This window comes from Lentibacter sp. (assembly GCF_965657785.1).
In the GTDB taxonomy this organism is placed as follows: domain Bacteria; phylum Pseudomonadota; class Alphaproteobacteria; order Rhodobacterales; family Rhodobacteraceae; genus Lentibacter.
On the sequence record NZ_CBFHPP010000007.1, the window covers coordinates 1 to 16,813 of the forward strand.

Here is a 16,813-nt window from a genome sequence, read left to right on the forward strand (position 1 = left end):
TTTTAATATGGACCACTCAAGTGGGGCTGCTCAGCATCATCATGCTCATTTGCCCACTCGATAAAGCAATTATCGATGTAATTGCCGTCGATCGTGGCACGACAATTCGTTCCTGTAATCACAATCCCAGCAAGCCGCAAACCGTTTGACACCCCATCTCCCTGAAAGAAATGATTTCCAGTTATGATCGAGCCAGAACCTGCGATAATGGCAAAGTGCCTAAAGCGCACAATACGATTGTTCCGAAGCTTGATGTCATTTCCATTCGCATTCATCGCGATAGATGTCCTGTCTTGCGCAGGAACATCCGTTTCATCAGATAGAAATTGGCACCTGTCCACCAGCATACCCTGACAGCCTTCTCCGGGGCTCGTAATTCCCCGATCTTTCGGGCCCGTAAAAAAGCAATTTTCGACTGAGAAGATCAATCCGGTCGGAGCGAGAAGAATCCCACTCGCTTCTCCTTGAAGCCTAAATTCGACATCCTTAATAGAAAATCTGTCCAAGTCCTCCATACCGCTAAAATCAAGAACATACTTAAACCGGCGAAACGTATAGTTTTGCGTGCCTTCAGCATCATAAGGCCTCTGTGAAAGCATGATCTCCTGCGCGGCAACATTTTTTGAACGAACATAGACCTCGCGCCCCACACCGTTCCCCTCGACCAAAGCGCCAACGGGTATGCTGGCAATATTGGCGACCCCTGTGAGCTTAAAGCCATTTGCGCTTGTGTAAGTGCCCTGAGCTGTGAAAATTTCTGTGTCCCAGGCAGGCCCTGGTGTCACGTCAAACTGCCCGTTGTGAACATGGCGTCGCGTAGAATACCGATCACGGCCTATAACCGCGCGAACATCAATCGGGCTGTCAATGCGAATACGCCGACCATCCATATCCAGAGATTCGTGATCAGATGATCCAAATAGCGCTTGCAACGCTTTCTTGAACGCCAGTTCCTCATCGCCAAAAGCGTCTATATACGCTGGAAGGTCAAAGTTTTTTGTAAGCGCGAAAGCGTGTTCATCCGCCAAGGTCACTGTTCCCTCGAACCGAACCCGATTTTCAAAGGTGATATCATCACCTAAAAAGTAGAGCCCCTTGGATACGATTACAGTGCGCCCGTTTGCAGCAGCATCAGCTGCTTCAAAGGCAGCTAGATCATCTGTGATACCGTCACCAATGGCACCATAGTCGCGCACATCAACCGTTGCGAGCATATCGCGCAAAAACGCGGATGTGATATCCTCGATGATGAGATCATCAATCCTGACAACGCCGCCGGTGGTGCCAAGGATATCTAACCCGATGTGTCCATAGAGTGCGTTCGCCCCCCATACCATATCGACTCCAGAACGATTTCCGACGCCAATAATCGCCTTGATTTCGACCACCTCACCATAAGCTGTCAATAGCGTGGCCGGGCCATGCTCTGTGACATTCGTCACGTGTGCTCCGCCTTGGCCCCCAGCCCATGCAGCGATCCGCACGCTAGGCAGCGGGCCACTGATTGCTTTCACTTTGGCGCGCACTTGAAGGTAGCACTCGGACAAAAGAGGCGTTTCCCCCATGTAACGCACCTTTTGAACGGGTGCCGTTTTCACCAATTCTAGACACCCCCCAAAGTCAGAATCTGCAGGCACAAAAGCGGCATTTGGGTTGTTTGCATATGTGTCTGAGCCCGGTGTTCCATCTTGACTGGACCAAACATCGAGCGCTGGAGTAAATTTGGGCGGCATCAATAGCGCACCATCCGAAATAACTTTGTTCATCCATTCCCTCTTCTCGTCCTATATGGACGGTCATAAGCCACGTACGGGGAACAGCCCGCACGGCAGAAGGAAGTATCAACGATAGGTTAACACGCGCTCACTTGAGCGCACGTTGCTCAATCAATCAGGAAAAATTGGCGCAAATACAACGCGTAGATCGCTGCGTTGAAACGTTAATTGCCCGTCAATGCAGCTTTGACTTTGGCACCTGCTGCGCCAAAATCAATTTGCCCCGTGTATTTTGACTTAAGTATTCCCATGACTTTTCCCATGTCACGAATACTCTCGGCACCCGTCTCGGCAATAGCTTGGGCGATAACGGCATTTGTTTTTTCCTCTCCCAATTGGCGAGGCAAAAACTCTTCAATGATAATAATTTCAGCCAGCTCGCGCTCAGAGAGGTCAAGACGGTTGCCTTCCTCATACACGCGAGCGCTTTCCTGACGCTGCTTAACCATCTTAACAAGAATGGCAAGCACCTCCTCATCACTCACACTTGCGTCATTCCCGTCACTTCTTGCAGCGATATCGCGGTCTTTTATCGCGGCGCTAATCAGGCGCAATGTCGAGAGACGATCCGTGTTCTTGTCTTTCATTGCCTGCTTCAAAGCAGCGCTAATTTCGTTGCGCATTTGGTGATGGCCCTCAGTCTGAGTTCTAGTACAGCTAGACGACACTACCGAAATGGAGTGGCCGTGACAACAGTTGCATGAGCTCTTGACCCTCGCGCACGCCAGACGTAGGAATGCCCCGATTTATCAGCTGGAGTGACTCACATGGCGCAGGCAACCCCCTCGCACCCTACCGCTTGCCTTGCACTTGCTGATGGGACAGTTTTTTACGGATACGGCTTTGGAGCTCAGGGGCATTGCGTGGCTGAATTATGCTTCAACACAGCTATGACAGGCTATCAGGAAATCATGACTGATCCCTCATATGCCGGCCAAATTGTAACGTTTACCTTCCCACACATTGGAAATACCGGCATCAACACAGAAGATGATGAAACCCCAAATCCTGTTGCAGAAGGAATGGTTGTAAAGTGGGACCCCACTGCACCGAGCAATTGGCGGTCGACCGAAACACTTTCAAACTGGCTTGAAACACAAAACCGAATTGCCATCGGCGGAATAGATACACGTCGCCTTACCCGAGCAATCCGACAGCAGGGAGCGCCACACGTGGCGCTCGCACACAATGCTGACGGAGTTTTCGACACTGATGCACTAGTAAAAGCCGCTCGTGACTTTGTCGGTCTTGAAGGTATGGACCTTGCCAAAAACGTGACTTGCTCTCAATCCTATCGCTGGAATGAAATGCGTTGGGCTTGGCCAGATGGGTATCAGCCTCAAGAAGATCCTAAACACAAAGTCGTTGCGATTGATTATGGCGCCAAGAGAAACATTTTGCGCTGCCTTGCCTCGACAGGATGTGACGTCATCGTGCTGTCCGCAAATGCAACGGCACAAGACGTTTTAGCCCATAAACCTGACGGTGTTTTTCTGTCCAATGGCCCAGGTGATCCAGCGGCAACAGGCGTTTATGCAGTGCCCATGATAAAGGAAATCCTGGAAACAACGGATCTGCCTGTCTTTGGCATTTGTCTTGGCCACCAAATGCTGGCTCTGGCACTGGGCGGCAAAACGATCAAAATGAACCACGGGCATCATGGCGCTAACCATCCCGTGAAAGACCTCGAGACCGGAAAAGTGGAAATCACATCCATGAACCACGGCTTCGCTGTTGATGCACAATCACTGCCAACAGGTGTTCGTCAAACTCATGTGTCACTGTTTGATGGCTCAAACTGTGGCATAGCTCTTGATGATCGCCCCGTATACTCTGTGCAACATCACCCCGAAGCGAGCCCTGGCCCACAAGACAGCTTCTACCTCTTTGAGAAATTCGCAGAGTACATGAGCGCGAGATCATAACACGCAGCCAATAGTAACATCTTGTTAACGTTTGGTTAATGGTCAATTAACCAGTTTCATATATCCTCTTAATGGTTAATTTTACCATTTTGTAGGTAGTGGTTGTGAAACACATTGAGAACCAAGAGTTCAAGACGCACTCCGACTTCGGGGGGTATCTTGTCGAACGCGGTTACATTTCATCAGCATCTTTAAAGGTGGCGCATTTGGAGAGCCAGCGGTTGAACTGCTCACTCGATCGCAGCCTAATTGCAGCCAATGTAGTCAAGAGTGATGTGCTGTCCCAAGCGAACGCGCGTTTTCTTAATATCGACTTCATCAATATCAATATGTCTCCACCAGATACTAAACTTGCCAACATATTTGAGCCCGCTACGCTGGTTCGATATTGTGTTGTTCCTTGGCGGAAAAAAGGCAGCAAAGTGATTTTGCTCTGTGAAAGTCCTGAAGCCTATTCAGCATTTCTATCACATTTAGACACCACCAGCGAAAAATACGAGTTTGCACTGGGCAAGCGGGACCAGATTTTAAGCTGGCTAATGAAACACCACGAAGAGGAATTGAGAGGTAAAGCCTCTGCGCGTGTTCCAGAAAGCGAAAGTTGCAGAGGGTGGGCGCGGCACACGAGTCAAAAGCGATTGATTATAACCCTTCTGGGGTTAACCTTTTTCTTAGCACTTATTCTCGCTTTCCCCAAAGCCACATTGGGGATCTTCGCCCTTTGGGCGATTATGACGCTCTTCGTATCCGCTCTCTTACGCCTTTCAGCCTTCGCAGCAGAACTGTCAAGCGTGCCAAACGAAGCTCCGCCCGTTTGCCCTGACGATCAACTGCCAACAATATCAGTCTTGGTTCCCCTCTTCAAAGAACGCGAAATTGCCACGGCGTTATTACAACGGCTTACACATCTCACTTACCCAAAAGCTCTGTTGGACGTGGCGCTCGTCGTTGAGGTAAATGACACCTTAACCAAAGCAGTGTTGTCTAAATGTTCACTCCCACCATGGATCCGCATCATTGAGGTGCCAGAAGGCACACCAAAAACGAAGCCACGGGCCATGAATTACGCGTTAGATTTTTGTAAAGGTGACATAATTGGTATTTGGGATGCCGAAGATGCCCCCGCAGACAACCAACTCGAGATTGTCGCGAATTATTTTCATAGCGCGAGTCCAGAGCTGGTCTGCCTGCAAGGTGTATTAGATTATTACAACAGTCGGCAAAACTGGCTCGCACGCTGTTTTACAATTGAATACGCGGCATGGTTCCGACTTATTTTACCTGGCATGGCAAAGTTAGGATTTGCTATTCCTCTTGGCGGCACCACCTTATTTTTTCGCCGTAACGCGTTAGAAAGTCTGGGGGGCTGGGACGCTCATAATGTAACAGAGGACGCCGATCTTGGCTTTAGGCTGGCACGTCATGGCTATAGAACAGATGTTATTCCAACGCGCACAGGCGAAGAAGCAAACTGCCGCATTTGGCCTTGGATAAAACAGCGCTCTCGATGGTTAAAGGGCTACATGGTGACCTATTTTGTTCATATGCGAGAACCCGCAAAACTATATCGACAAATCGGCCTTTGGCGCTTTATCGGGTTTCAGGCACATTTTGTAACCGCCTTGTCACAATTCATACTGGCTCCCGTTTTATGGAGTTTTTGGCTTGTTCTCTTTGGCTTGCCACACCCTCTGGAAGCATATGTATCTCATGAAATACTGGTCGCACTTGGCCTATCATTTCTCGCAATTGAGCTTGCAAATGCATTGATAAACGCGAGTGCCGTTTCAAAACCTGAGCTGAAACATTTATTTGCATGGGTTCCAATTATGCACTTCTATTACCCTCTCGGCGCATTAGCAGCATACAAAGCTCTCTTTGAATTGGTCGCAAAGCCATTTTACTGGGACAAAACCCAGCACGGCCTTTCTCTATCACATCTTCAAGAACAAACTCAGAATTCCTTACCCCCCCGCCTTGGCAGCGTCGAGCTTGAGTCTGGTCACAAAAGCCTTTGAGATATGAGCTTTTAAAGCTTCCCTCGCTTTGATTTCGTCCCTCGCTTCAATGGCTTTAACAATGGTATCATGCTCCTCAAGCGCCTTGGCGCTACGCCCCTCCGCGGCAAGAGACGTTGTTGCCATGAGGGCCATTGACTGATGCACCAAATTTAGTTGTTGCACCAAAAATCTATTGTGCGACGCCAAATGTATTTGACGATGAAAACGGCGATTGGCCTGGGCAAGCGCATTTGGATTGTCCAGAAGAGAGCGATCTTCTTCAATCATGTCGCGCAACACGCGCATTTCTTCGTCTGTTGCGTGCCGAGCAGCCAGTTGGGCCGCCAACCCTTCAAGTTCCGCACGAACCGAATATAGCTCGGCCATTTGATTGTGATCGAGGGATGAAACAATAAGGCTGCGCCCGTCACGTGTGAGCAACGATTGCGTTTCAAGCCTCTGCAGCGCTTCACGAATGGGCGTTCTTGACACTCCAAACCGCTCGGCAAGTTCATTTTCAACCAACCTATCTCCAGGACGATAAACACCGCGATCGATAGCCTCAAGAATGAGCCCATAAGCATCTTTTTGTGTGGGTTTAGGCTCTTTCATTCAGCATCCTTTCAGCCTTAGTTCAGGCCACCGCGTTCGCACGAAACTTCATTACATTCATTGCACAATGCACTCGCCTTGCATAACATCATGCCAATGACACGCAAACTCTTCTTAGAAGTGCAAACTTGGGTCTTCGACCTCGATGAGACCTTATATCCCTCACATATGAACCTGTTTCCCCAAATAGAAGCCAAAATGACTGGTTATGTGATGCGGACACTGAACGTTTCTCAAAGGGAAGCCGACAGGTTGAGAAACCACTACTGGTCAGAATACGGGACAACTCTCGCGGGGCTGATGAAATTTCATGCTATCGACCCTGAGCCGTATCTTCAGGACGTGCACGACATTTCACTTCATCCGCTTAAACCTGATCCAGCCTTAAGAAAGCATATCTCTCGCCTCCCCGGTCGCAAAATCGTCTATACAAATGGAACCGCGCCCTACGCCGAGCGTGTTCTGAAAGCGCGTGGCTTGAATGGCCTTTTTGATGGCGTCTTCGGCATCGAGCACGCTGCATATGAACCGAAGCCAAACAAAAGTGCATTTCTAAAAATCTTCAAACAAGCTAAAGTAAATCCCACAACGGCCGCGATGTTTGAAGATGTCAGCCGCAACCTCGTTGTTCCATATAATTTGGGCATGAAGACCGTTCATGTTGGGCCAACGCCTGAACCAGCACAGCATATCCATTACCATACAGATGATTTATCCACGTTTCTGAGCCGCTTGAGCTGAAAATTTTTGAGGCGGGGGCGTTTTCTTATTTTTCTTCACAAGCCTACTACGCCAGAATGAAACATACCCTCAAAGCGCTTGGTTGCGCTCATTTCACGCGGCCTTCACAGTTGAAACCCTCACGTGACAAGCTAAATTATTTTCAAATCAAAGGAGCGGTTTAATGTCGGCAATCGAAGTAGATGTTTGCGTCGCAGGTGGCGGCATTGCAGGAATGATTTCTGCCATTAGCTTTGCGTCACTGGGTTACAAGACCGTTTGCGTCGATCCGTCGCCGCCTGTGACAGACCAGCTCGCAAAAAACGCAGACATGAGATCAACGGCTTTTTTGCAACCGGCTAAAAAGCTACTGACAGAAATCGGATTGTGGGAGCTTGTTGAAGCTTACGCCGCCCCCCTTCAGATTATGAAAATAATTGATGCCGGTGGCTCAGAGCCTGTCGTAAGAACACAATCTGAGTTCAATTCGTCGGATATCTCGGACCAGCCATTTGGGTGGAATTTTCCAAATTGGCTGCTTCGTCGAGAATGCCTGAAACGAATTTCCCAGCTTAAATCCCTCACGTTCGAAACCGGAGTGTCTGTTGTTGAGGTCATGACAAGAACAGACAGCGCAACCGTTTCTCTCAGCAATAACGAACAAATCAAGGCCAAACTGCTGATTGCGGCTGACGGGCGAACCTCACACGTGCGGGAAGCTCTTGGTATTCAGTCCAAAACCATTCGATACGGTCAGCACGCGCTTGCATTCACCGTCACCCACTCAATACCACACAAAAATATATCAACAGAGATACATAGAACAGGTGGCCCCTTCACGATGGTGCCTCTCCCAGATCACAATGGCTTGCCAGCATCTGCAGTTGTCTGGATGGAACGAAGTTCTGAAGCCTTCCGCCTTCAAAACGTGGATACTTCAACATTTATGGATGCAATCAATACAAGATCTTGCTCCATATTGGGCCCTCTTACTCTCAACAGTCCCAGGACAATCTGGCCCATCATTTCGCAATACTCCCAAACTATGAGCGGCCAGAGAACAGCCCTTGTTGCAGAAGCGGCCCATGTGGTGCCCCCTATTGGAGCGCAAGGGCTAAATATGTCTCTTGCCGACATAAGAGCCCTTTATGATCTGGCAAAAACCTATCCCAACGACATCGGCAGCACAAAAATGCAATCGGATTATCATAGCGCGAGACACACAGACATCAGAACACGTGTCATGGGAATTGACGCCCTAAACCGCGCCTCAATGGTCTCCTCACGCCCACTTCGCGATATGAGGGCCTTAGGGCTCAACATCATATATGGTTTCTCGCCCATCCGAAAAACCTTGATGAAAATAGGGCTTGGCGCGCGCAATTAAAGCACTTTATCAATCACCGCTTTCAAGCGCGCCAATGTGCCATCAACATCATAAAGCTTGTCCAGCCCAAAGAGACCAAGCCTGAACGTCATGAAGTTTTCAGGCTCATCACAGGCAAGAGGAACACCAGCCGCAATCTGCATACCCTGCGCCGCGAAATTTTTGCCATTCTGAATATCGGGGTTTTGCGTATAGCTCACCACCACGCCAGGCGCCCCAAATCCATCAGCTGCAACCGAATGAACGCCTTTTTCCTTTAACATAGCACGTACACCACTGCCCAAATCCCATTGCGCTTGCTCTAATTTATCAAAGCCAAAATCACGGGTCTCAAGCATAGTATCTCGGAACTTCTCAAGCGCATCTGTCGGCATGGTGGCATGATAAGAATGCCCTCCACCTTCATAAGACTTCATAATGTCGCGCCATTTTTTGAGATCTATTGCAAAACTATCAGATGTTGTTTTGTCCAGCCGCTCAACCGCCCGATCTGACATCATGACAAGACCCGCAGATGGAGACGCCGACCAGCCTTTTTGCGGCGCTGAAATTAACACATCTACGCCTGTTTTTTTCATATCAACCCATGCACAACCTGATGCGATACAATCCAAAATCATGAGAGCGCCCACATTGTGGGCCGCCGCAGCCAGTTCTGTAAGATAATCATCAGGCAAAATAAGGCCCGCGGAGGTTTCTACATGGGGGGCAAACACTACATCAGGCTTTGTTGACTTGATCGCCGCAACGACCTCTTCAATCGGTGCTGGAGCAAACGGGGTTTGCGCCCCATTACCAGTTTGGCGCGCTTTATGAACAGTGACCTCTTGCGCAAACCCTCCCGCCTCAAAAATTTGGCTCCAGCGGAAAGAGAACCAGCCATTGCGCACAACCAATGCATGGGCACCCGATCCAAATTGGCGTGCTACAGCTTCCATAGCAAACGTCCCGCCCCCAGGAACCAAAGCGACGGCATCAGCGGCATAAACATCTTTAAGCATTTCGGAAATATCATTCATTACGCTTCGAAAGCGTGCGCTCATATGGTTGAGCGAACGATCGGTGAAAACGACAGAAAATTCGTCTAGACCATCTGGGTCGACTGTTTTTAGCAATGCCATATTTATCTCCAATTCAAGTGCTTACAAACTCACTACCAATAACGCATCCTAACGACCAGACCGATCTCCCTTTATAAAGGACCGTACTTTCGCTCTTCGCTGAGCAAGACATTCGCCTCAACCTGCCCCGCTCCTGGGAGGGTCATAATCCGTCGACGCAATACGCGCTCAAAATCAGGTATGTCACGAGCAACCACCTTTAGGCGATAGTCGTATAGCCCAAGAACGTGCTCAACACTCAGAACCTCAGGAATCGCAGACACCGCCCGCTCAAAGCTCTCGATACTGCCCCGTCCTTTGGCAGCGAGCTTCACCCCTAAAAAAACCATCACGCCGAGCCCTAGCTTTTCGCTCTTGAGGCACAGCCGTTGGCCCCGAATGACGCCGCAGTCCTTCAAACGACGAATCCGCCGCCAAACCGCAGGCTGCGAAAGCCCCAGATCTTCTCCAATCGCCTTGCTGCTTTTACGAGCATCGCGAACCAATATCCTTAGAATTCTTCGGTCAATTTCATCTGTTTCAATCATATCGGCAGAACTTCGTCAGATTTCAGCCTTGCAATATGCATGAGCGCTTCAATGTCGGCGATGTGAGGGAGTGACAATATCTGAGAACGATACACATCTTGATAATGCGCCATATCGCGCGCAATCACCAAGAGGCGAACATCGACGCGCCCCAAGAATGTTTGAACTTCTAACACTTCAGGCACATCACGCGCCTTGGTCAGAAAGTCGTCAAAAGCTGATGATTGGGTTTTGTCCAAGGTAATCCGTAAGCTGACTTCAACGCCAAAACCCAAAGCTTGCCAATCAACAACAGCTTCATGCCCCAAAATGACGCCACTGCTCTCCAGCTTTTCCAACCGCCTCCAGCAACTCGCCGTAGTGAGAAAACAACGCTCTGCAAGCTGGGCAACAGACATCTCAGGAGCGGCCTGAAACTGTCTTAAAATACGTCGATCAACGTCATCAAGCATAATTTTTCTCAATAAGTAACATTTTGTGAATACTTATCTCACAAATGCGGGAAATTCAATCAATTCTGACAAGCCCATTTCTTCAACTTGGCTATGTTGGCTTCAGATTATTCAAGACATCAAAAGGAAGCTACTATGCGCGTTTATTATGATCGTGACTGCGACATCAACCTCATCAAAGACATGAAAGTAGCCATTTTGGGCTATGGCTCACAAGGCCACGCCCACGCGCTCAACTTGCGTGACAGCGGCGCTAAAAATCTTGTTGTGGCTCTTCGTGAAGGCTCAGCCTCGGCCAAAAAAGCTGAAGGCGAAGGCCTCAAAGTTATGGGGATCGCCGAAGCCGCCGCTTGGTGTGACGTGATCATGTTCACCATGCCCGATGAACTTCAGGCTGAAACATACAAAAAATATGTCCACGACAACATTAAGCCAGGTGCAGCCATCGCGTTTGCCCATGGCCTGAATGTTCACTTTGGCTTGATTGAGCCGAAAGAAGGTGTTGATGTCATCATGATGGCGCCCAAAGGTCCAGGCCATACAGTGCGCGGCGAATACACCAAAGGCGGCGGCGTGCCTTGCCTTGTTGCCATCGATAACGATGCATCAGGTAAAGCCCTGGAAATTGGCCTTTCGTATTGCTCTGCTATTGGTGGTGGTCGTTCGGGCATTATCGAGACAAACTTCCGCGAGGAGTGCGAAACAGACCTCTTTGGCGAGCAAGCTGTCCTCTGTGGCGGGCTTGTTGAGCTGATCCGTTGTGGCTTTGAAACACTCGTCGAAGCAGGCTATGCCCCTGAAATGGCTTACTTTGAGTGCTTGCACGAAGTGAAGCTGATTGTAGACCTGATCTACGAAGGTGGCATCGCCAATATGGATTACTCGATCTCGAACACAGCGGAATACGGTCAGTATGTCACGGGCCCACGGATCCTGAAATACGACGAAACCAAAGCGCGCATGAAGGCCGTTCTGGAAGACATTCAGCAAGGTAAGTTCGTGCGTGATTTCATGCTTGAAAATGCCGTTGGTCAACCGACTATCAAAGCCTCGCGCCGCGCCAATGATGAGCATATGATCGAAGAAACCGGTGCAAAACTCCGTGGTATGATGCCATGGATTTCCGCTGGCAAAATGGTCGACAAAGAGAAAAACTAAGCTCTTTAAAACAAAAGAAAAAAGGCGCCCTAGATGGCGCCTTTTTTATGTGCGAAACCTTTCAACAGTCATGTTAGGTCACAGACAACAATTTCCATAAGGTCATCCAATGCCAAATAGCCCCGCGATCACGCCGCTCAGTTGGCTTGCCATTTTACTATTGGGCTTTATCTGGGGGGGCACATTTTTAGTTATCGAATTAGCGCTGGAAGCTCTAAGCCCCTTTTGGATTGCAGCTGCACGCATTGGTTTTGCGACACTGCTCACATTGGCGATCTGGGCGTTTATGGGGCGTCATATATGGCGCAGCCCAGAACGGGCATGGGGCTCACTCATACTTGTGGGTGCAGCCTCCTCGGCGATCCCTTTCATGTTACTAAGTTGGGGCCAGCAATATGTCAGCTCTGGCTTCGCTGGGGTTTCTATGGCTGCGGTTGCTTTGCTTGTTCTTCCCCTATCGCATTTTTTTGTTGCGGGTGAGCGCATGACACACAAGCGCGTCATCGGTCTCCTTATCGGCTTCAGTGGGGTGCTTATTCTAATCGGCTCAAACGCCTTCACATCCACTGGCGCAGCTCTTGAAACGCAAGGACGCCTCGCCTGCCTAGGAGCCGCCGCTTGTTATGCCGTCAGTTCAATTGTGATGCGCCGCCTGCCGCCGATTGATCCGATCGGGCTTGCAGCCGTGCCTTTGATTTTTGGCTCAGCAATTGTCATTCCCACGGCCTATCTGAACGAAGGCCTCCCCCCCCTCCCAGAAGCCCGCACACTTTTCATTTTGGCGTTTTTGGGGCTTGTTCCCACTGCTGGGGCAAATTTTTTACGTGTTTGGGTTATCCGCACCGCAGGGCCCGTCTTTATGAGCCTGACAAACTACCAAGTCCCAATCTGGTCTGTCCTTCTGGGGGCACTCATCTTGTCAGAACCCCTCCCAAGTAGCCTGATCGCGGCAATGATACTCATTTTGGCCGGTGTAGGGCTGACACAATACGGGGCCATCACCCAGCTCTTCAAGCGCCGTTAAAGAACCGCTTCAACCGCGCTGACAATGGCGTCAACGGATGCATTTAAAACAGCCTCATCTTCACATTCGGCCATAACCCGCACCAAAGGCTCAGTGCCCGACTTTCGGATCAGAAGCCGGCCACGTCCAGACAGCTCGCTCTCAACACGCGCTATTTCGGCCTTTACAGACGCAACCTCCAACGGCATCTGCCCTGATTGGAACCGGACATTTTTGAGAAGCTGAGGAACGGGTTCAAACACGTTGGACAGCTCTGAGGCCCGTTTTTGAGACTGCACCAAGGCGGCTAGAAATTGGAGAGCTGCCATCAAGCCATCACCGGTCGTGGCATAATCTGTCATAACAATATGACCCGATTGCTCGCCGCCCAGATTAAAGCCACCGCTTCGCATCCGCTCCACAACGTAACGGTCGCCAACATTGGTGCGCTCAAGTCCGATACCTTTGTCGCTCAAGAAACGCTCCAATCCCAGATTGGACATTACAGTTGCAACAAGAGCGTTGCCCTTCAGACGCCCCTCTTGCGCCCAGCGCGCTGCAAACAACCCCATGATCTGATCACCATCCGCAACAGCGCCCGTCTCATCAATCAAGATGACGCGGTCAGCATCTCCATCAAGACAAATCCCGAGATCAGCCCCATGTGCCACAACGGTCTCGGCCGCAACGCGGGGCTGCGTTGATCCACATTCCTGATTGATATTAAAGCCGTTTGGAGACGTCCCAACCGCAATGACTTCGGCCCCAAGCTCCCAAAGCACTTCGGGCGCAGCCTTATACGCCGCACCATGCGCACAATCGATGACAACCTTGATCCCATCGAGCCGCATACCGCTCGGAAAGGTCGACTTGACCCGCTCAATATACCGAAACCGCCCGTCATCAATTCGCTTGGCGCGTCCGATATTTCGCGATTGTGCGGGCTCAACGCCCGCTTTGACCAAAGCTTCAATCTCCATTTCGGCCTCGTCAGAAAGCTTGAAGCCGTCAGGGCCAAAAAACTTAATGCCGTTGTCCACAGCGGGGTTATGACTTGCTGAAATCATCACGCCCAAGTCGGCTCTCATTGATGTGGTCAGCAAGCCCACTGCAGGCGTCGGGATCGGACCCAACAAAAGCACATTCATTCCCGTGCTTGTGAGGCCAGCTGTCAACGCACTTTCAAACATATACCCTGACAAGCGCGTATCTTTCCCAATCACAACCCTATGGGCGGCGGAGCTGTCTTTTCGAAAGAAGCGGCCGACGGCGGCGCCGATTTTTAGGGCCATCTCGGCTGTCATTGGATAGGTGTTTGCCGTTCCGCGCACACCATCGGTGCCAAAAAGCTCTCGTGTCATTAACAATCTCCTCGTATAGCCGCCAACCATAGCTTTAACGCCTGCTTCGTTTCAGCGACATCATGAACCCGTAGCAATTGGACGCCCTGAGCAACACCCGCCAACCCGACGGCAATCGAGCCAGGCATTCGTGCGTCAGGCTCTTCGGCGCCCCCGATTTTATGGATGAAGCCTTTGCGTGAAATCCCGAGAAGGATCGCACATCCAAGGCTATGGAACACACTCAAATTGGCAAGAAGGGCAAGATTGTGCTCGATTTTCTTTCCGAACCCAATTCCGGGATCTACCACGATACGCTCTCTGGGAAGGCCAGCTTCCATCAGATTTTGAATGCGACCCTCAAGGAAGTCATACACGTCAAACACAACATCCTCATAGGAAGGATTGTCTTGCATGGTCTCCGGCCCGCCCTGCGAGTGCATGACAAATACGGGCAGGTCTCTGGCGGCACAAAACGGAGCCAAGCCCGTATCAAATGTGAAACCAGAGACATCATTAACCATAGTCGCGCCCGCATCACAGGCGGCTTTGGCAACCTCGGCTTTTCGCGTATCAATAGAGATGGGCGTCTCCAAGACCGATCTGACCGCTTTGATCACTGGGGTTGTGCGGGCGATCTCGGCATCTCGCGGCACTTCATGAGCGCCTGGTCGTGTGCTTTCGCCGCCGATGTCGATAATGTCTGCCCCCGAACTCGCCATGGCTTGGGCGTGTTGAAGTGCCATCGCCGCTCCATTGAAGCGCCCACCGTCGCTAAAACTGTCAGGCGTGACATTTAAAATTCCCATGAGGCGCGGGGTTTCCAGCCCTATACCAGCAATTGGCGCCCGTGCGTCCTCGAGCCGCATCAGAACATCTGCGGGCAATCGGGCAGCTTCGACAAAATAGGGTTCTTGGGCCCGCTGGAGCACCTCGACCTGCGTAAACCAACAGGGACCGCCCGCTAGGGAGACAGCATCAGGCGGACGCTTTTGACCTGTTTGCACAAGTGGACGGTAATAATATTTGGTCATGTTTTGATGTTACCCAACACCCGCCCGTGAACAAGAGTCAGATCTTGGGCTCGGTGGATTTTCGAAAAGCTACAGGAAAAGCAGTCTGGAGCATAACATCGGCTTGATCAAAAGCAACGAACCGTTCAGCGCCCATATCTGTCGCAAACCAAAGCGCCAAATCCAAAGCATCCTTGCACTCTGTTGAAGGCCCATCAACTGTGTCTAGCACAAGTTTAGACGGCGCCCAGACGCTAATTTGGTTGTTTTTCATGGCCCAATCAAGCTCTGTGCGCGTTTCTACAACAACACAGCGCTTGTCACGTGCAGCAAGTATCCAAGCATTTTGCTCGATCGAGAGAAGATCAATTCTGCGTTGCGCCAGGGGCGACAAAGCTTGGGGAGGACTTGTGTCAGGTGCTCCAACACAGATCAGAGTTGGGGCAGTGTTTGTTGCCAACTGGTCAATCCAGCCCTGCAAATGCGCAGAGGCGATTGCTTCATTGGAAAAAAACACAACCAACGGGGAGATTTTGGTTTCTTTGTTAGAAACACTCCCATCATTGGCCTTCGCGCGCACAATCTCAACGCCCAGCGCCCCAGGGCCGCGATCAAGCTTCTCAATGCGCACAAAGGCCCGAACGGCTTGCGGCTCCCAAAGAATACGCTCGGCAACGCGGTCGGCCAGCGTCTCCAAAAGATTGAGCCGCTCCTCGCCAAGAGCGATTGAGATAGCCTCCGTCACCTTGTCGTAAGACAATATTTTGTCGACATCGTCTTCTACATTGAGTTGCGTAGGCAAAACCTCAACGACCACATTAAAGGATATACGCTGGGTTGTTCCCCGCTCGGCCTGAAAGGCACCGATCTCCACATCGACAATGTGATCCCGCAAGGAAATGCGATCAAGCGGAGTTGCCATCGAGGTCGCTCGCGATCTGGCATCAGGGTGATCAAAGGCTTGTGATGTTTCACTCTTCACGGTGCTGCGCTCCCAGTATTTGGCTCGCTCTCGCCTATACACCTCATATGGCTTAGGTAAACCCCAAGAGGTGTTACAGAGGCAGACAAAGGCCGTCTAATTGCTCGAAAGGCGCGTGGGTTGCCTGTAAAAATGGTGAAACCCTATTGTCGCTGTTCTTGGGAACTTGCTGGCCCAATGCGGATTTACGGATTTGGTATGATAGTGCGTCGCACCGTCCGTCAAAGGACGCTTGGCGCCTTTTACCATAATTTTCGCAATTTTCCCGACACGCTCAAACGCTTTCGGTTCAGAAATCACTTCTGCATATCCATCGCAGGTATAACTAAACTGGCACGCATACTTACGGCCAGTTCCCTGGTGAATAACTCCGCAAATTGTATCTGGATAGCGTGCACTGTTGACGCGATTCATGATCACTTCAGCAACGGCAAACTGCCCTTTAACGCTTTCACCACGTGCTTCAAAATAAAGCGCTTCGGCAAGACAACGCCATTCTGCGCCGCCCGCGGACACTGGCTGGCTCGCAAGCCATTCGCGGGTGTATGAAATGCCGCCATAAGACATTTTGGCTGTTGCAGAACGCTCCAGAAGGTTGGCAAGGCGATCTTGTGGGATAGAGTTTAGAGACCGTTGTTCTTTACCGTAAAGGCGCTTTAAGGACACATCCGCTGAAACGGGAAGCGCCAAAGAAGCACCAAGAGCAAAAGAAAATATAAGCCGCAACATCAGTAGGGCCTCCTGAGACTTAGGTTGTCTTGTGAAATTTTGGCGACTCTTAGGCGGTTTGTTGTCTTG

At 50.5% G+C, this 16,813-nt stretch carries 16 protein-coding genes; 6 read left to right on the forward strand and 10 right to left on the reverse strand.

Features of this window, described 5'->3' with window-relative positions:
- Positions 1-2: 2 nt before the first annotated feature.
- Both ACTF58_RS06085 and ACTF58_RS06090 read right to left on the reverse strand, forming a co-directional pair.
- Positions 3-1,766, reverse strand: a complete 1,764-nt coding sequence (locus tag ACTF58_RS06085; RefSeq protein WP_438991083.1) for a right-handed parallel beta-helix repeat-containing protein — start codon at positions 1,764-1,766, stop codon at positions 3-5.
- Between the two features lie 173 nt (positions 1,767-1,939).
- Complete coding sequence (locus ACTF58_RS06090) at positions 1,940-2,398, reverse strand: GatB/YqeY domain-containing protein (protein ID WP_438991084.1); 459 nt, start codon at positions 2,396-2,398, stop codon at positions 1,940-1,942.
- 144 nt (positions 2,399-2,542) lie between these two features.
- Between ACTF58_RS06090 and carA the strand changes: the two genes are divergently transcribed.
- Both carA and ACTF58_RS06100 read left to right on the forward strand, forming a co-directional pair.
- The gene (gene carA, locus ACTF58_RS06095) at positions 2,543-3,700 is read left to right on the forward strand and encodes a glutamine-hydrolyzing carbamoyl-phosphate synthase small subunit (RefSeq protein WP_438991085.1); all 1,158 of its coding nucleotides are present in this window, start codon (positions 2,543-2,545) and stop codon (positions 3,698-3,700) included.
- A gap of 104 nt (positions 3,701-3,804) precedes the next feature.
- Complete coding sequence (locus ACTF58_RS06100; protein WP_438991086.1) at positions 3,805-5,718, forward strand: glycosyltransferase family 2 protein; 1,914 nt, start codon at positions 3,805-3,807, stop codon at positions 5,716-5,718.
- Here the strand turns inward: ACTF58_RS06100 and ACTF58_RS06105 are convergent.
- A complete protein-coding gene (locus tag ACTF58_RS06105) occupies positions 5,665-6,312 on the reverse strand; it encodes a GntR family transcriptional regulator (RefSeq protein WP_438991087.1) in 648 nt (215 codons plus the stop codon). The two genes, ACTF58_RS06100 and ACTF58_RS06105, sit on opposite strands and share 54 nt — an antisense overlap.
- Positions 6,313-6,408: 96 nt before the next feature.
- Between ACTF58_RS06105 and ACTF58_RS06110 the strand changes: the two genes are divergently transcribed.
- Both ACTF58_RS06110 and ACTF58_RS06115 read left to right on the forward strand, forming a co-directional pair.
- On the forward strand, positions 6,409-7,053 hold the full coding sequence (locus ACTF58_RS06110) for a pyrimidine 5'-nucleotidase (RefSeq protein WP_438991088.1): 645 nt from the start codon (positions 6,409-6,411) through the stop codon (positions 7,051-7,053).
- A 163-nt stretch (positions 7,054-7,216) separates the two neighbouring features.
- On the forward strand, positions 7,217-8,419 hold the full coding sequence (locus ACTF58_RS06115) for a UbiH/UbiF family hydroxylase (protein ID WP_438991089.1): 1,203 nt from the start codon (positions 7,217-7,219) through the stop codon (positions 8,417-8,419).
- On the opposite strand, the gene ACTF58_RS06120 is transcribed toward ACTF58_RS06115, so the two are convergent.
- From ACTF58_RS06120 to ACTF58_RS06130, 3 genes are all read right to left on the reverse strand, one after another.
- Positions 8,416-9,540, reverse strand: a complete 1,125-nt coding sequence (locus ACTF58_RS06120) for an aminotransferase class V-fold PLP-dependent enzyme (protein WP_438991090.1) — start codon at positions 9,538-9,540, stop codon at positions 8,416-8,418. The genes ACTF58_RS06115 and ACTF58_RS06120 overlap by 4 nt on opposite strands.
- A 71-nt stretch (positions 9,541-9,611) precedes the next feature.
- Positions 9,612-10,067 carry an Lrp/AsnC family transcriptional regulator gene (locus ACTF58_RS06125; protein ID WP_438991091.1) on the reverse strand — a complete coding sequence of 152 codons (456 nt, stop codon included), beginning with the start codon at positions 10,065-10,067 and terminating at the stop codon, positions 9,612-9,614.
- Positions 10,064-10,519, reverse strand: coding sequence for an Lrp/AsnC family transcriptional regulator (locus tag ACTF58_RS06130; RefSeq protein ID WP_438991092.1), 456 nt, complete (start codon positions 10,517-10,519; stop codon positions 10,064-10,066). The genes ACTF58_RS06125 and ACTF58_RS06130 overlap by 4 nt, the downstream gene beginning before the upstream one ends.
- Before the next feature lie 93 nt (positions 10,520-10,612).
- Here ACTF58_RS06130 and ilvC point away from each other — a divergent pair, with 93 nt between their 5' ends.
- Entirely contained in the window at positions 10,613-11,677 is a 1,065-nt protein-coding gene (ilvC, locus tag ACTF58_RS06135) for a ketol-acid reductoisomerase (RefSeq protein ID WP_438991093.1), read from the forward strand.
- A 109-nt stretch (positions 11,678-11,786) separates the two neighbouring features.
- Positions 11,787-12,701 (forward strand): DMT family transporter, encoded by a 915-nt coding sequence (locus ACTF58_RS06140; RefSeq protein WP_438991094.1) that lies wholly within the window; start codon positions 11,787-11,789, stop codon positions 12,699-12,701.
- On the opposite strand, the gene glmM is transcribed toward ACTF58_RS06140, so the two are convergent.
- The 4 genes from glmM to ACTF58_RS06160 form a co-directional block, all read right to left on the reverse strand.
- Positions 12,698-14,041 (reverse strand): phosphoglucosamine mutase, encoded by a 1,344-nt coding sequence (gene glmM, locus ACTF58_RS06145; protein WP_438991095.1) that lies wholly within the window; start codon positions 14,039-14,041, stop codon positions 12,698-12,700. The genes ACTF58_RS06140 and glmM overlap by 4 nt on opposite strands.
- Positions 14,041-15,054 (reverse strand): dihydropteroate synthase, encoded by a 1,014-nt coding sequence (gene folP / locus ACTF58_RS06150; protein ID WP_438991096.1) that lies wholly within the window; start codon positions 15,052-15,054, stop codon positions 14,041-14,043. The genes glmM and folP overlap by 1 nt, the downstream gene beginning before the upstream one ends.
- A gap of 37 nt (positions 15,055-15,091) precedes the next feature.
- A complete protein-coding gene (locus ACTF58_RS06155; protein ID WP_438991097.1) occupies positions 15,092-16,015 on the reverse strand; it encodes a dihydroneopterin aldolase in 924 nt (307 codons plus the stop codon).
- A 96-nt stretch (positions 16,016-16,111) separates the two neighbouring features.
- Positions 16,112-16,744, reverse strand: coding sequence for a cell wall hydrolase (locus tag ACTF58_RS06160; protein WP_438991179.1), 633 nt, complete (start codon positions 16,742-16,744; stop codon positions 16,112-16,114).
- Positions 16,745-16,813 lie beyond the last annotated feature (69 nt).

Excerpts from the sequence above, each read along its gene's own strand:
- ACTF58_RS06085 (WP_438991083.1), bottom strand. The coding sequence starts at position 1,766 with ATGAACAAAGTTATTTCGGATGGTGCGCTATTGATGCCGCCCAAATTT.
- ACTF58_RS06090 (WP_438991084.1), bottom strand. The coding sequence starts at position 2,398 with ATGCGCAACGAAATTAGCGCTGCTTTGAAGCAGGCAATGAAAGACAAG.
- carA (WP_438991085.1), top strand. The coding sequence starts at position 2,543 with ATGGCGCAGGCAACCCCCTCGCACCCTACCGCTTGCCTTGCACTTGCT.
- ACTF58_RS06105 (WP_438991087.1), bottom strand. The coding sequence starts at position 6,312 with ATGAAAGAGCCTAAACCCACACAAAAAGATGCTTATGGGCTCATTCTT.
- ACTF58_RS06110 (WP_438991088.1), top strand. The coding sequence starts at position 6,409 with ATGACACGCAAACTCTTCTTAGAAGTGCAAACTTGGGTCTTCGACCTC.
- ACTF58_RS06115 (WP_438991089.1), top strand. The coding sequence starts at position 7,217 with ATGTCGGCAATCGAAGTAGATGTTTGCGTCGCAGGTGGCGGCATTGCA.
- ACTF58_RS06120 (WP_438991090.1), bottom strand. The coding sequence starts at position 9,540 with ATGGCATTGCTAAAAACAGTCGACCCAGATGGTCTAGACGAATTTTCT.
- ACTF58_RS06125 (WP_438991091.1), bottom strand. The coding sequence starts at position 10,067 with ATGATTGAAACAGATGAAATTGACCGAAGAATTCTAAGGATATTGGTT.
- ACTF58_RS06130 (WP_438991092.1), bottom strand. The coding sequence starts at position 10,519 with ATGCTTGATGACGTTGATCGACGTATTTTAAGACAGTTTCAGGCCGCT.
- ilvC (WP_438991093.1), top strand. The coding sequence starts at position 10,613 with ATGTTGGCTTCAGATTATTCAAGACATCAAAAGGAAGCTACTATGCGC.
- ACTF58_RS06140 (WP_438991094.1), top strand. The coding sequence starts at position 11,787 with ATGCCAAATAGCCCCGCGATCACGCCGCTCAGTTGGCTTGCCATTTTA.
- glmM (WP_438991095.1), bottom strand. The coding sequence starts at position 14,041 with ATGACACGAGAGCTTTTTGGCACCGATGGTGTGCGCGGAACGGCAAAC.
- folP (WP_438991096.1), bottom strand. The coding sequence starts at position 15,054 with ATGACCAAATATTATTACCGTCCACTTGTGCAAACAGGTCAAAAGCGT.
- ACTF58_RS06160 (WP_438991179.1), bottom strand. The coding sequence starts at position 16,744 with ATGTTGCGGCTTATATTTTCTTTTGCTCTTGGTGCTTCTTTGGCGCTT.